The sequence below is a fragment of the Actinomadura meyerae genome, assembly GCF_900188445.1.
GTDB lineage: Bacteria > Actinomycetota > Actinomycetes > Streptosporangiales > Streptosporangiaceae > Spirillospora > Spirillospora meyerae.
The window spans coordinates 94,497-107,747 of sequence record NZ_FZOR01000030.1 but is presented as its reverse complement, the minus strand read 5'-3'; the positions used below and the strand labels follow the sequence as shown (position 1 = coordinate 107,747).

Here is a 13,251-nt window from a genome sequence, read left to right as displayed (position 1 = left end):
GTTCTCCGTCGCGGCCATCAAGCCGAAGCGCGCAGGCATCACTTCAGGCGACACCTGAGCCTCCAGATGATCAAGATCTAGCTATGTAGTACTAGATGAAGAAGCCGTCCGCGATCAGCTCCGGCAGCACCGCGTCGGCGTGCGCGCGGACCTGATCCTCGTCCGCGCCCGTCAGCTCCGCGATGGCGGCGAGCAGCGGATCGAGGGGCAGGGTGCCGTCGCAGACCCCGGCGAGGCCCGCCTCGACCGTCCCGACCCCGGCCGCCCGGCGCAGCCGCCGCGTCTGCCGCAGGACGATCCGCTCCGGGTCCTCGGCGCCGGGCGGGCCGACCTGTTCCTGGACGAGCCCGTCCGCCGCCGCGAGCACCTGTCCACAGGTTGTGGAAAACTCCGCGCCCTTCCGGAGGCCGTCCAGGATGTCCCCCGCATAGGCGCCGACGGGTTCCTCGACCGCGTGCCGCAGCTCCTCCACCCGCACCACGGGACGCTCGCTCCGCCGCAACGTGATCCACCCGAACCCGACCCCGACGACGTTCCGCCGCTCGAAGTGATCGAGCCACGCGTCGTACCGCGCCCGGTACTCGGGCGTGCCCGCCTCGCACGAGTCGCGGAGCCACAACTCGGCGTACTCCGCCGGATCCTGGACGTCCCGCTGGACGATCCACGCGTCGCAGCCGTCCACCCACGCGCCGACGCGCTCCTCCCACGGCACCCCGTCCACATGCAGCCAATTGGCCAGGAGCTGGCAGTATCCGCCGTCGTTCAGGTACCGCGGCGCCTCCGTGACGAGCCGCCGGCAGAAGTCGTCCCCCGCCAACCCCGACTCCCGGTAGGTGAACCGCGGCCCCTCCTCCGGCGCCACCACGAACGGCGGATTCGACACGATCAGGTCGAACCGCCGACCCCGCACCGGCTCCAGCAGCGACCCCTCGCGAAGCTCGGCACCGTCCACCCCGGACAGCGCGAAGCTCATCGCCGCGAGCTCCAGCGCCCGCGGATTGACGTCCGTCGCCGTCACGCGCGCGCCCGGATGACGCCCCGCCACGTGCACGGCCTGGACCCCGCACCCCGTTCCAAGATCCAGAAAGTTATCCACAGGGGTGTGGACAACCAGCCGGGCCAGACTCCCGGACGCGCCGCCCGTCCCCACGACATGATCGTCCGCCGGGACCCGTCCCGACCCCGGTCGCACCTTCAGATCCGAGACGACATACCCGGCGTGCCCCGCACCGCCGACCGCCTCCAGCGGCTCCACGCGCAGCAGCGCCCGCAACTCCCCGCCGGACACCTCGGCGAGCCCCGCCGCCACCAGATCGTCCGCCGCGACAGCGCCCGCCGGCACGGGCACCTGCAGCCAGAACAGCCGCGTCAGCACCTCGACGGGAGACCCGCCCCGCGTCGCCCGCAACGCCGGCACGATCTCGTCCCGCGCCAGCGCACCACCCGCGACACTCCCCAGCAACTCCCGAACACCCGCGACGGTGTAACCAGCACCAAGGAGAAGCTCCCGCACCCTGAGAAGATGACTCACTTGGGTGATTCTCCCAGGCGGGAGGTGTGGCTCAGGGGGTGTCGGGTGGCTAGGCCAGGTACTTTTCGAAGCCCTTGGCCAGGGACTCGGCTATGCGCTGCCGGAAGGCGGAGTCGGACAGTTTGGCCGCGTCGGCCTTGTTCTGCATGTTGCCGCACTCGATGAAGACCTTCGGGACCTTCGACATGTTGAGGCCGCCCAGGTCGTCGCGGCGGTCGATGGCCTTCTCGCCGAGGTAGTTGGAGTACGGGATGCCGGTGCCCTCGTGGTAGGCGTCGCGGAGGGCCTTGCCGAGCTTGGCGGAGCCGGAGACCATCGCGGCGTTGCGGCCGATGGACAGCGGCTCGATGATGTGGAAGCCGTGGCCGGACGAGGACGCCCCGTCGGCGTGGATGGACACGGCCGCGTCGGCCTTCAGCCGGTTGCCGAGGTCGGCGCGCTCGGTGATGCACGGGCCGACGCCCTTGTCGTCCTTGCGCGTGAGCGCGACCTTGGCGCCGCGGGCGCGCAGGAGCTTCGCGAGGCGGTTGGAGACGTCCCAGGTGAAGGCGTGCTCCGCGTAACCGGACCTGGTCTCGGTGCCGGCGGTGTCGCACTCCTTGCTGCCGTTGCCGATCTTGACCTTCTTGTTGATCTCGGCCGGGTGCGAGGCGTTCCCGCCGTTGTGGCCCGGGTCGATCACGACGGTCCGGCCGCGCAGCGGGCGCGCGTCGCCCTTCGCGGCCGCCGGGGTCCGCTCGTCCCCGGCGGTCGGTGCCGTCGGCGGGGGCGCGGGGTCGTCGGCGGACGCGCCGGAGGAGCCGGTGCACGCGGTGAGCGCGCCCAGGCACAGCGCGAGACCGGCGACCACCGGGCCGCCTCGATGGATTCGCACAGGCCGATTCCTCCGTGATGACTTCGTTACCGGGGACCCTGACAGTCTGCACGGCCGCGGAGGTTCGTCAAACGGAGACCGCGAAATCAGCGGAGCGGGTCCTCCTTGCCGAGCAGCGCGGCGAGCGCGCGCGCCTCGTCGGCGTCCAGGCCCAGGACGACCCTGGGCCGCCCCCACGGGTGGTCGATGGAATGCGCCACATAGCTGGCGACGGACTCCGACACCTGCTCGGCCAGGCCGCGCGCGTGGCGCCACTCCGACCACGCGCGTTCCAATTCGCTCGCCGCGCGCTGCGCGCACGACACCAGTTCCGGATCACGCACGAGCTGAACCCCCCAGTGGACTGTCCCGATGTCCGGCGCGGCCCCGGCCGGGCGGCCTCCCCCGAGGCCGCCCGGATGCGCCCGTCGGACGGTGAGTCCCAATTAACCCCCCGGCGGCGGGCCGGGGACCGGCGAATGCGGCAGGCTTGGCCAGCCCCTTACCCGTCGAAAACCGGTTGCTGAACGATCGGCGCGGCCATGCGCGGCCGTGCGCCGCAAGGCGCGGCCATGCGCGGCGGTACGCGGCCATGGGCGCCGCTCGCGCCGTCTTGCGTGTGGGAGCGTGATGTGGCGGGGGGACGACTCGGGCTACCGAGGGAGGCGGGTCAGGAGGCGGGAACGGGCCCCGTCGTGGCGCGCACCACCAGGTGCGGGACGACCAGGTTCTGCCGGGCGTGCCGGGACGGGTCGCCGATGCGGGCGGTGAGGAGCTCGGCGGCCACCCGTCCCATGTCGCGGCGCGGCTGGTCCACGCTGGTCAGGGAGATGTGGCGGATCGCGGCGAGATGGGTGTTGTCGTAGCCGACGATCGACAGGTCGGCGGGCACCCCCATGCCGAGCTCGTCGGCCGCGGAGAGCGCGCCGGTCGCGACCAGGTCGTTGGGAGCGAAGATCGCGGTGGGGCGGGTGTCGCGACGCAGCAGGGAGCGGGCCGCGCGGTAGCCGCCGTCCTCGGTGAAGTCTCCGGTCTCGACGACGATCTCCTCGGCCAGCCCGTGCCGGCGCATCGCCTTCTCGTAGCCGGCGCGGCGGTAGTGGGCGGTGGTGGAGCGGGCCCCCTCGATGTGGGCGATCCGGCGGTGGCCCAGCTCGACGAGGTGGTCGACGGCCAGGCTGGCGCCGAGCTCGTCGTCGTCCACCACGATGTCGACGCCGTGGACGTCGCGCTCGCCGACGACGACCACCGGAACGCTCGCCGCGGCCTCCTTGAGCGATTCGGGGACGACGCTGAGCAGCACCAGCCCGTCCACGCGCATCTCCAGGAACGCCTCGACGGCCTCCGCCTCGAACAGCGGGTCCCAGCGGCCGCTGCCGACGAGCATGCGCAGGCCCGCGCCGTGCAGGCTCTCCTGGAGCCCGTCGAGGAACTCGGCGAAGAACGGGTTGTGCAGGTCGGCGACGATGGCGCCGATCAGCCGGGTGCGGCCCTCGACGAGGCTCCGCGCGACGGCGTTCGGGCGGTAGCCGAGCTCGCGGGCGGCCTGCAGGACGGCCTGCCTGCGGCGCTCGCTCACGTGCGGCGACCCCCGCATCACCAGTGAGACGAGCGACTTGGACACTCCGGCGCGCTCGGCGACGTTGCGGATCGTCGGTTTCGGCGCCGGCACCGGTCTCCCCGGTTCGCGCGCGGCGGGAGAGGATCCGCTGCGCGGCCGGGGTACCGCGCCCTCTCCCTGCCTGCCGTACGGGGGATTCGGTTCATCAGCTGACATGGCACTCCGTCCGGGGGGACCTGCAGGACCTGCCGCGACGACGCGCCGCCGGGGGAACCGGCGCGCCGGCCTCCGCTCGGGAGGAGATGCCATGATGCCGCGCCTTCCGCCCGAATCGTCGCAACTGGGAGTAACGGGCATACGCCAATGGTGGTTCGGGCCTGTGGTGTTCCGGATCACAGCGGTGTCCGCCCGGATCACGACCCGGTGAAAAGGACGTCCCGCCCCCGGTCGGCGGGGCACTGCCGCGGGCCCGGCTCGGATACGCTGCCCAGGTGGGAGATCGTGCGGTGACCGGCGGCAAGGCGCGCGGCCGGCAGAGCGGAGGCGGACGGGGACGCCGCAGGCTCAGCGTGGACGAACGTCGGGACGAGCTGATCGACGCGGCGCTGCAGCTGTTCAGCACCCGCTCGCCCGAGGACATCTCGATCGACGACGTCGCGGCCGCGGCCGGCGCCTCCCGGGCGCTCGTCTACCACTACTTCGGCGGCAAGTACGAGCTGTACATCGCGGCGCTCGCCAGCGCCGCGAAGAAGCTGTCGGTGCTGCTCGAACCGCCCACCGAGGGCAGGCCGCTCGACCGGCTGCGGATCTCGCTGAAGCGGTACTTCGACTTCGTGGAGAGCCACGCGGCCGGCTACACCGCGCTGCTGCGCGGCGGTCCCGCCGACCGGTCCGGCGAGGCCGGCGAGATCGTCGACGGCATCCGCCGGCTGCTGCTGGACCGGATCCTGCACTCGCTGGACGTGGAGGTCCCGCCGCCGGTGCTGCGCATCACGCTGCGCTGCTGGATGGCGACGGTGGAGACCGCCGGCCTGGACTGGCTGGAGAACCGCGACGTGCCGCGCCCCGTTTTGGAGCGGCTGCTCGTCGACCAGCTCGTGGCCATCATGCAGACCGCCGGCCGCCACGACCCGGGCACCGGCGAGCTCTTCGCCCGCCTCTCCCAAGAGGAACTGGGCGAGCAACCCCTGTGACCGGTGTGGCCCGGCGTGACCGCCGAGACACGGCGTACCGCAGAGACACGGCGTGACCGCAGAGACCCGACGTGGCCACCGGGGCTGGTGTCCGGTTGTGGTCGATTGAACCTTGGGTGTCCGAAATTCCGCGCAGGCCAGATCCCGCCCGCGGGTATGCGGGCGGGATGCCGGCCGAACGGTGTGCTCGGCTCCGGGCCCACGGTTCTCGGATGACCGTGGTCCCGGCCGGTCGTCCAGGAGACCCCTGGAGCGGCCTTCGCGGCGCGAGGTCGCCCAGCGGTCTCCCGGCCGTCCCCCCTTGTGCCGTGCGCGTTACTCCGAGCGCTGCTGCGGGATGCCGGCGAGCAGCGCCCGCACCTCCGCCTCGCGGTAGCGACGGTGCCCCCCGAGCGTCCGGATGGACGTGAGCTTTCCCGCCTTCGCCCACCGCGTGACGGTCTTGGGGTCGACGCGGAACATCGTCGCCACCTCCGCCGGCGTCAGCAGGGGCTCGGCCTCTGGCGTACGTGCTGACATGTTTGCGGCCTCTCCTCCGTGGACCGATGACAGCGATCCTGCGATTGATCCTCGCGTGGTCACTGATGTCCCCTATGGCCCGAAAGAGCCACTATGACATCACAACGTGTAACCTTGCCACCACTCAGCGCAACAAGCAAGTTCCTGGCGGTAGTTGCGTGCAAACATCCCCGCGACGGCAGGGTGTCGCACCCGAGCGACGTACAGTGGGTCACGCTGCGTGATTCTAGCGACACGTATAGTCGTATCGCGCGCGGATTCGGGAAATTTGTTTTAGTTCGCGGCCTCCAGCGCCCTGACGGGCCGCCAGCGGGCCAGGAGACGCTTGTACATCGCGACGGTCAGCTCGGCCTCACCGCGCTCCATCCCGGTGAGCGCGACGGTCATCTCGGCCACCGACTCGTCGGCGCTGAGGGTGCGGTCGTCCAGCAGGTGGACGAGGCCGCCGTAGTCGAGCTCGACCAGGGAGCGGGCGTGGAACTCGCCGAGCCAGCGGGCGAGCGTCTCCAGCCGGCCGGCCGACAGGAGGTAGACCTCCTCCGTGCCGTCGCCGAGGTTCTCGCGCACCACCGGGAGCGCCGCCGCGACCCGGCGGCGGGCCTCGCCCATCGAGGTGACGTAACTGAGCGTGCGCGCGGGCGCGGCCGTATGGCTCGCGGACGGCCCGGCCGGGCCATGGCCGGGCAGTTCCTCGGCCGCGTCCGCCGACTTGCGGTACCCGGTCCCCGGCGTGCCGAGCATCAGGCACCGCTCCCCGCGCGCGAACGGCACGAACCAGTCCAGCGGGATGTGCCAGGTGCTCGTCAGGATGTGCGGCCGCAGCGGCCGCCCCGCGCGCTTCCACTGCTCGAACTCGCTCATCGCCCGCTCCGCGACCGGCGGCGGGACGAACGCGGCGGCGACGCCGGCGGCGTGCTCGTCGCGGAACCGCTCGAAGGCCAGCCAGGACCGCAGCCGCGTCCCCCACGGGCACACGTAGATCATGTCGTCGAGGCGGCGCACGTAGGCGTCCCGGCTCTCCCGCTCGGGGACGACCTCGGGCGGCGTGCCGACCAGGCGCAGCGCGGCCTCGCGGTGTTCCACACCGAGCGCGTGGATCCTCCGCGGGCGGCGCCGGGACTCGGCGTAGACCGTCCACAGTGTCCGCGCGGGCTCCGGGAAGGCGGTCACCGGTTCATAAACCCGTAGGTACGCGGCGTACGGAAGCACAACCGCATCGTGACATGAGATCAGTGCGGACGTGGGGCCATACCGCGCCCTAGTCTGATCTGGAGACAGAGAGGAGGGCACTACCGTGCCTAATGTCTTCGGGGCGCCCCACAAGGGCACCGAACCCCGACACGAGCAGGTCGTCTTCTGCCAGGACGAAGCCAGTGGCCTGCGAGCCATCATCGCCATCTACTCCACCGCGCTGGGCCCGTCCCTGGGAGGAACCCGCTTCTTCCCCTACGGCACCGAGGAAGAGGCACTCTCCGACGTGCTGAACCTGTCCCGGGGCATGGCCTACAAGAACGCCCTCGCCGGGCTCGACCTCGGCGGAGGCAAGGCCGTCATCATCGGAGACCCCGCCATCGACAAGTCCGAGGCGCTGCTGAGGGCGTACGGACGCTTCGTCCAGTCGCTGAACGGCCGCTACTACACGGCGTGCGACGTCGGCACGTTCAGCGAGGACATGGACGTCGTGGCGCGGGAGTCCCGCTACGTCACCGGACGCACGGTCGCGCACGGCGGCGCGGGCGACTCCTCCATCCTGACGGCGTTCGGCGTGTTCCAGGGGATGCGGGCCGCCGCCGAGACGATGTGGGGCACGCCCAGCCTGCGCGGCAAGCGGGTCGGTGTGGAAGGCGTCGGCAAGGTGGGCCACCGGCTGGTGGAGCACCTGCGCGAGGACGGCGCGGACGTCGTGATCTGCGACGTGAACGAGGGCGCGGTCGACCGGGTCCGGTCACTGCACCCCGAGGTGGAGGTCGTCGCCGACGCCGACGCCATGGTTCGCGCGGATCTCGATGTGTACGCACCCTGCGCGCTGGGCGGCTCCCTGAACGACGACACCGTGCCCGTGCTGCGGGCCAAGGTGGTGTGCGGCGCGGCCAACAACCAGCTCGCCCACACGGGGGTGGAGAAGAGCCTCGCCGACCGGGGCGTCCTGTACGCGCCCGACTACGTGGTGAACTCCGGCGGTGTGATCCAGGTCGCGGACGAGATCGAGGGCTTCAACTTCGACCGCGCCAAGGCCCGCGCGTCCGGCATCTACGACACGACCAAGAAGATCTTCGCGCTGGCCGCCGACGACGGCGTCCCGCCGGCGGTGGCCGCCGACCGGCTCGCGGAGCGCCGGATGTCCGAGATCGGCAGGCTGCGGGGGATCCTCCTCTAGAGCGGCATAGAGGGCTCATCAGGCCCGCCCGGTCCGGACAGTGGGGCTTCCTGACTCGTTTAGACCGTTGCAAGACCGTTGTAAGGGCCGCCGTGGAGCGCTGTACGACCGTCCCACGGCGGCCTGGGCATGTACTCGTGACCACCGGATACACTGTTGTTATCAGCAACAGGGGCGCCGCCACGTACCGTCGATGTACCGAGCCAGGCGCAAAACGGGTACGGTTGTACCCGTGACTGACGCATGGCTCATCAGGCACCGGTTCGTGTGGTACACGCGCGCGTTGATGGGCCCACGAAAGCCCTGACCATCGAGGGGGTCGAGCCAATGGGTCGCGGCCGAGCCAAGGCCAAGCAGGTGAAGGTTGCCCGGCAGCTCAAGTACAACACCGGCAACACGGACCTCGACCGCCTGAAGGACGAACTGGGAGTCACGGACTCCGGCGACGACTCGTACGACGAGCTCGCCGAGAAGTACGCCGACTACGCCGATGACTACGGCACGGAGCACCGCAAGGACGGCACCTCCGGTTGACCGGCCGACAGCGCGCCACTGCCCGCCGCGGGCAGTGGCGTTTGTCGTGACTTCGGCATTTGTCGTGACTTCTCCAGTTCGGCGCGGTTATCCCTCGTGGGGGGTGTGCGAGTCATGGTCTCCGTCGGCCGCCGAGAGAGCCCCTGAGGCATCTTCGGCGGCGCACGCTTCAACAGGTGACGGCAGAGGGCTGAGAGGCGCTCAGCGAACCTCTCAGCCCGCCGCACCCGGCGTTCCCGCCTTCCCGGGTCGCGCCCCGCCCCCGGCGGGGCCGGCCTGACGCGGCGAGCGCCGGTTCGGCTCCCAGCACCAGTTCGGGCAGTTCCCAGCACCAGTTCGGGCACGGGCGCCAGTCCGGCTAATCGAGGACGGCGGTGCCGGTTCCGCCGGTGATCTCCCCGAGCGCCCAGGCGGGCACGCCGCGGGAAGCCAGCAGCCGGAGCGCCGCGTCGGCGGCGTCCGGGCTCACGATCGCGGCCATCCCGATGCCCAGGTTGAACGTCTTGTCCATCTCGGGCTGCGGCACGCCGCCGTGGCCCTGCAGGACGCGGAACAGCGCCGGGACCTCCCACGAGGAGCGGTCGAGCACGGCGTCCGCGGTGGGCGGCAGGGAGCGGGCCAGGTTCGCCGCGAGCCCGCCGCCCGTGATGTGCGCGAACGCGCGCACGCCTCCGGCCCGGACCAGCGCGAGGCAGTCCTTGGCGTAGATCCGCGTCGGAGTGAGAAGCTCCTCACCGAGCGGGCGGCCCAGTTCGGCGGGCTCGGACTCCAGCGTCAGGTCGGTCGTGGCCAGGATGTGCCGGACGAGCGAGTACCCGTTGGAGTGGATGCCGGACGAGGCCATGGCGAGGACGACGTCACCCACCTGGACGCGGTCCGGGCCGAGGATCTCGTCGGCCTCGACGACGCCCGTCCCGGCGCCCGCGAGGTCGAACTCGTCCGGCTCCAGGAGACCGGGGTGCTCGGCGGTCTCGCCGCCGACGAGGGCGCACCCGGCCAGGGCGCAGGCGTCCGCGATCCCGCCGACGATGTCGGCGATCCGTTCCGGGACGACCTTGCCGCAGGCGATGTAGTCGGTCATGAACAGCGGCTCGGCCCCGCACACGGCGAGGTCGTCGATGACCATGCCGACCAGGTCGTGCCCGACCGTGTCGTAGATGCCCAGGCGCCGCGCCAAGTCGACCTTGGTGCCGACGCCGTCCGTGGACGTCGCGAGCAGGGGCCGCCGGTACTTCAGGAAGGCCGAGGCGTCGAAGAGGCCCGCGAACCCGCTGACGTCGTCGACGACCTCCGGGCGCCGCGAACGGGCCACCCGGGACTTCATCAGCTCTACGGCGCGTTCCCCCGCGGCGATGTCGACACCGGCGGCCTCATAGGAGGTCAACGGCCGACCTCCAGGAGGTGCTTGCCGCGGGCGTCCTGCTCCACCGGGATGGGGTATTCGCCGTCGAAGCACGCCCGGCACAGGTTGTTCTTGGGGATCTGCGAGGCGGAGATGAGCTCGTCCAGGGAGATGTAGCCGAGCGTGTCGGCGCCGATCGAGTCGCGGATCTCCTCCACGGACAGGTTCCCGGCGATGAGCTCCGCGCGGGTCGCGAAGTCGATGCCGTAGAAGCAGGGCCAGGCGACGGGCGGGCTGGAGATGCGCACGTGCACCTCGGCGGCGCCCGCGTCCCGCAGCATCGCGACGATGGCGCGCTGGGTGTTGCCGCGCACGATGGAGTCGTCCACCACGACCAGCCGCTTGCCCTCGATCGCCTCGCGCAGCGGGTTCAGCTTGAGCCGGATGCCGAGCTGCCGGATCGTCTGGGTCGGCTGGATGAACGTCCGCCCGACGTAGGAGTTCTTGACCAGCCCCTGTCCGTAGGGGATGCCGGACGCCTCCGCGTACCCGATCGCGGCCGGGGTGCCCGACTCGGGCGTCGGGATGACCATGTCGGCCTCGACGGGGTGCTCGCGGGCCAGCCGGCGGCCCACCTCGACGCGGGTGGCCTGGACGCTGCGCCCGGCGATCGTGGTGTCGGGCCGGGCGAGGTAGACGTACTCGAACAGGCAGCCCTTGGGGCGCGGCTCGGCGAACCGCTCGGACCGGACGCCGTCGCCGTCGATGGCGATGAGCTCGCCGGGCTCGATCTCCCGGACGAAGCGCGCGCCGACGATGTCGAGCCCGGCCGTCTCGGACGCCACCACCCAGCCGCCGGCCTCCAGGGAGCCGAGGACGAGCGGCCGCACGCCCTCGGGGTCGCGGGCCGCGTACAGGGTGCCCTCGTCCATGAAGACCAGGGAGTAGGCGCCGCGGGTGTCGGGGAGGATCTCGCGCGCCGCGGCCATCGGGCCGCCCTCGCCGTGGTGGGCGAACAGCGCGGTGAGGACCTCGGTGTCGCTGGTGGCGGTCAGCACGCCCGGCTCGAGCCGCGCGGCCAGTTCCGGGGTGTTGATGAGGTTGCCGTTGTGGGTGAGCGCGAGGCCGCCCGCGTCCGTGGAGCGGAAGGTGGGCTGCGCGTTCTCCCACGTGGGGGATCCGGTGGTGGAGTAGCGGCAGTGGCCGACGGCGATGTGGCCGCGCAGCGTGTTCAGCACCGACTCGTCGAAGACCTGGGCGACGAGGCCCATGTCCTTGAACACGACGATGCGGGAACCGTCGCTGACGGCGATACCGGCCGATTCCTGGCCGCGGTGCTGGAGCGCGTACAGGCCGTAGTAGGTGAGCTTGCTCACCTCGGCCCGCGACGCCTGGTCGGAGGGGACCCAGACGCCGAAGACCCCGCAGGCGTCCTGCGGAGCGCGGTCGGATGGGTCGATGTCGTGGCTCAGACGTCCGTCACGGAGAGGCACGCCCGCCAGTCTAGATGCCCGATTCACCTGCTCCGATCGGTGGCATGTCTTAACGGACCTTTACCCCTTGGAACCACGGGCATCACGCGTTCCGGGGGAATCTGGGGACGACACGTGGAGGGACACATGACGCTGCCGGGGTACCAGACCTACGCGCCGCCCGCGCCCCCGCGGCGCAGCGGGCTGGCGAGGGCCTCGCAGGTGCTCGGAATCGCCGGCCTGGTAGGGCTCGTCTTCTGCCTGGCCGGGTTGATACCCGCTCTCATAGGGCTCGTCCTGGGGGTGATCTCCCTCGTCCGGAAGGAGCCCGACCGGCGGCCCGCCGTCGTAGGGGTCGTCTGCTCCGCCCTTGCCCTGCTCATAGGCGCGGGCGTGGCCTTCTGGCTGCTGAACAAGGCCGTGCAGTGCGCCGACGAGACGAAGTACCCGGACGAGACGTCACGCCGGGGCTGCGTTGAACGCGAGTTCCCCTACGCACACGCGGACGTCCAGTCTGCGGGTGCCGTGTCCGCAGGTGCCGTGTCTGCGGGTGTCGTGCCTCATTCGGCCAAGGCGCGGACGGCGTCCTCGTTGAGCGCGGAGGCGTAGACCCGGAAGTCGTCCAGTAGGCCGCCGAAGCCGGGCTTGGCGAGTTCGCTGCCCAGGTAGATGGGGCCGGACGGTGTGACGACGGGGTGCTCCAGGGGGACGGCGCCGTCCAGCACGCCGTTGACGTACAGGAACATCCCCTGGGGGTTCACGACGAAGGCGACATGGGTCCACTCCCCCAGCGGCAGCCTGGCGTGGCTGTCGACGTAGTCCGGGCCCTTGACGGTGAACAGCTGCACCCGGAGCCTCATGGCGTCCGGGTAGAGCCACACGCCGAGGCCGCGGGCGTCGTTCTCCGCGACCGGCTTGTAGACGAGGCTGCGCCACTCTCCGGTGGGCGCCTCGGTCACCTGGACGAAGAACGCAAGGCTGAACCCGAACACCTGGCTGAGGACGAGCTGCGGCGCGGCGGGGATGACGGCCCGGTCGCGCCCGCTGAGCGACAGCGCCTCCCCGTCGCGGCCGGGGACGATCCCGGCGCTCTCGTCCAGTTCGGCGGCGGGCGCGGCCCCGGTCGCGTCCGCGACCGTGCGGCCGTCCACGGTGGCGACGTCGAACGTCCAATGCGCGATCAGCACGGGGATCACCTCCAGCAAGGCGGATACTCCCGCACAGGAAGGGTTCAGTCGATGGGTAGAGGAAGATAACCCGACAGATCCGCGCGCGCGCCACTGGCCCGTACCTTTCCGTCCGCGAGCGCGTCCGCCCAGGCCAGGCGTCCCGTGGCCAGCGCGATCCAGGTCGCGGCGTCCATCTCCACCACATTCGGTGGCGTACCACGGGTATGGTGCGGGCCGTCGATGCACTGAACGGCGGCGTGCGGAGGGACCCGGACCTCCACCGAGCGGCCGGGCGCCGATTCGACGAGCCGGTCGAGCAGGAACCGCACGGCACCCTTGACCACCGGCCGGGACGGCGCTTTTCCCTCCGCCGCGGCGGCGAGGACGGTGTCCAGGGCGGCGCGGCGGAGCGCGGCGGGCTCGTCCGCGCCGGTGTGGGGCGGCAGGCCGAGCGCGGCGCGCTGCTCGTTCAGGACGGCGGAGGTCAGCGGAGTTCGCGGCATCGAGACCGACGCTACCCGTCCGTCAGGGTGAACGCGGAACCGGCCGCAGGGCGCGGCCGCGGGGCCGTCCGGCGCGGCCGCGGGGCCGTCCCCGGCGCGGCCGGCCCGGACAGGCGGTACAAATGGACCCCGGTGCCAGGCATGGGGAGTGAGTTGGACGGGGAGCCGGGAAGGCGCGTCCCCGCAGGACACGGAGG

At 71.6% G+C, this 13,251-nt stretch carries 14 protein-coding genes; 4 read left to right on the top strand and 10 right to left on the bottom strand.

Going from position 1 to position 13,251, the window contains the following annotated elements:
- Window positions 1-91 precede the first annotated feature (91 nt).
- The 4 genes from CHF16_RS27030 to CHF16_RS27015 all read right to left on the bottom strand — a co-directional run bounded on the left by CHF16_RS27030 (window position 92) and on the right by CHF16_RS27015 (window position 4,056).
- Entirely contained in the window at window positions 92-1,540 is a 1,449-nt protein-coding gene (locus tag CHF16_RS27030; protein WP_425427516.1) for a DUF7059 domain-containing protein, read from the bottom strand.
- A 40-nt stretch (window positions 1,541-1,580) separates the two neighbouring features.
- A complete protein-coding gene (locus tag CHF16_RS27025; protein ID WP_245869280.1) occupies window positions 1,581-2,405 on the bottom strand; it encodes an N-acetylmuramoyl-L-alanine amidase in 825 nt (274 codons plus the stop codon).
- A gap of 86 nt (window positions 2,406-2,491) precedes the next feature.
- The gene (locus CHF16_RS27020; protein ID WP_024934223.1) at window positions 2,492-2,728 is read right to left on the bottom strand and encodes a hypothetical protein; all 237 of its coding nucleotides are present in this window, start codon (window positions 2,726-2,728) and stop codon (window positions 2,492-2,494) included.
- A gap of 326 nt (window positions 2,729-3,054) precedes the next feature.
- Complete coding sequence (locus CHF16_RS27015) at window positions 3,055-4,056, bottom strand: LacI family DNA-binding transcriptional regulator (protein WP_089328941.1); 1,002 nt, start codon at window positions 4,054-4,056, stop codon at window positions 3,055-3,057.
- A 380-nt stretch (window positions 4,057-4,436) separates the two neighbouring features.
- Here CHF16_RS27015 and CHF16_RS27010 point away from each other — a divergent pair, with 380 nt between their 5' ends.
- Window positions 4,437-5,138, top strand: coding sequence for a TetR/AcrR family transcriptional regulator (locus CHF16_RS27010; protein WP_245869277.1), 702 nt, complete (start codon window positions 4,437-4,439; stop codon window positions 5,136-5,138).
- A 315-nt stretch (window positions 5,139-5,453) separates the two neighbouring features.
- Here CHF16_RS27010 and bldC read toward each other — a convergent pair whose 3' ends face one another.
- Both bldC and CHF16_RS27000 read right to left on the bottom strand, forming a co-directional pair.
- On the bottom strand, window positions 5,454-5,657 hold the full coding sequence (bldC, locus tag CHF16_RS27005) for a developmental transcriptional regulator BldC (protein ID WP_012850682.1): 204 nt from the start codon (window positions 5,655-5,657) through the stop codon (window positions 5,454-5,456).
- Between the two features lie 273 nt (window positions 5,658-5,930).
- Entirely contained in the window at window positions 5,931-6,866 is a 936-nt protein-coding gene (locus tag CHF16_RS27000) for a DUF8083 family protein (RefSeq protein WP_089328940.1), read from the bottom strand.
- Window positions 6,867-6,951: 85 nt separating this feature from the next.
- Here CHF16_RS27000 and CHF16_RS26995 point away from each other — a divergent pair, with 85 nt between their 5' ends.
- Together CHF16_RS26995 and CHF16_RS26990 are read left to right on the top strand one after the other, a co-directional pair.
- Window positions 6,952-8,034: a Leu/Phe/Val dehydrogenase gene (locus CHF16_RS26995; protein ID WP_089328939.1), complete on the top strand. Its 1,083-nt coding sequence runs from the start codon at window positions 6,952-6,954 to the stop codon at window positions 8,032-8,034.
- 327 nt (window positions 8,035-8,361) lie between these two features.
- The gene (locus CHF16_RS26990; RefSeq protein WP_089328938.1) at window positions 8,362-8,568 is read left to right on the top strand and encodes a DUF3073 domain-containing protein; all 207 of its coding nucleotides are present in this window, start codon (window positions 8,362-8,364) and stop codon (window positions 8,566-8,568) included.
- Between the two features lie 358 nt (window positions 8,569-8,926).
- Here CHF16_RS26990 and purM read toward each other — a convergent pair whose 3' ends face one another.
- A complete protein-coding gene (purM, locus tag CHF16_RS26985) occupies window positions 8,927-9,952 on the bottom strand; it encodes a phosphoribosylformylglycinamidine cyclo-ligase (RefSeq protein WP_089328937.1) in 1,026 nt (341 codons plus the stop codon).
- Window positions 9,949-11,403, bottom strand: a complete 1,455-nt coding sequence (gene purF, locus CHF16_RS26980; RefSeq protein ID WP_089328936.1) for an amidophosphoribosyltransferase — start codon at window positions 11,401-11,403, stop codon at window positions 9,949-9,951. The genes purM and purF overlap by 4 nt, the downstream gene beginning before the upstream one ends.
- A 126-nt stretch (window positions 11,404-11,529) precedes the next feature.
- Here purF and CHF16_RS26975 point away from each other — a divergent pair, with 126 nt between their 5' ends.
- Window positions 11,530-11,991 carry a hypothetical protein gene (locus tag CHF16_RS26975; RefSeq protein ID WP_179271718.1) on the top strand — a complete coding sequence of 154 codons (462 nt, stop codon included), beginning with the start codon at window positions 11,530-11,532 and terminating at the stop codon, window positions 11,989-11,991.
- Here the strand turns inward: CHF16_RS26975 and CHF16_RS26970 are convergent.
- Complete coding sequence (locus tag CHF16_RS26970) at window positions 11,943-12,569, bottom strand: LamG domain-containing protein (RefSeq protein ID WP_143228140.1); 627 nt, start codon at window positions 12,567-12,569, stop codon at window positions 11,943-11,945. The two genes, CHF16_RS26975 and CHF16_RS26970, sit on opposite strands and share 49 nt — an antisense overlap.
- Window positions 12,570-12,613: 44 nt before the next feature.
- Entirely contained in the window at window positions 12,614-13,054 is a 441-nt protein-coding gene (locus tag CHF16_RS26965; RefSeq protein WP_089328934.1) for a sterol carrier family protein, read from the bottom strand.
- Window positions 13,055-13,251: the final 197 nt, after the last annotated feature.

What these genes read in the sequence shown, in the direction of transcription:
- bldC (WP_012850682.1), bottom strand. Translation starts at nt 5,657, where the DNA reads ATGTCAGCACGTACGCCAGAGGCCGAGCCCCTGCTGACGCCGGCGGAG.
- CHF16_RS26990 (WP_089328938.1), top strand. Translation starts at nt 8,362, where the DNA reads ATGGGTCGCGGCCGAGCCAAGGCCAAGCAGGTGAAGGTTGCCCGGCAG.
- CHF16_RS26975 (WP_179271718.1), top strand. Translation starts at nt 11,530, where the DNA reads ATGACGCTGCCGGGGTACCAGACCTACGCGCCGCCCGCGCCCCCGCGG.
- CHF16_RS26965 (WP_089328934.1), bottom strand. Translation starts at nt 13,054, where the DNA reads ATGCCGCGAACTCCGCTGACCTCCGCCGTCCTGAACGAGCAGCGCGCC.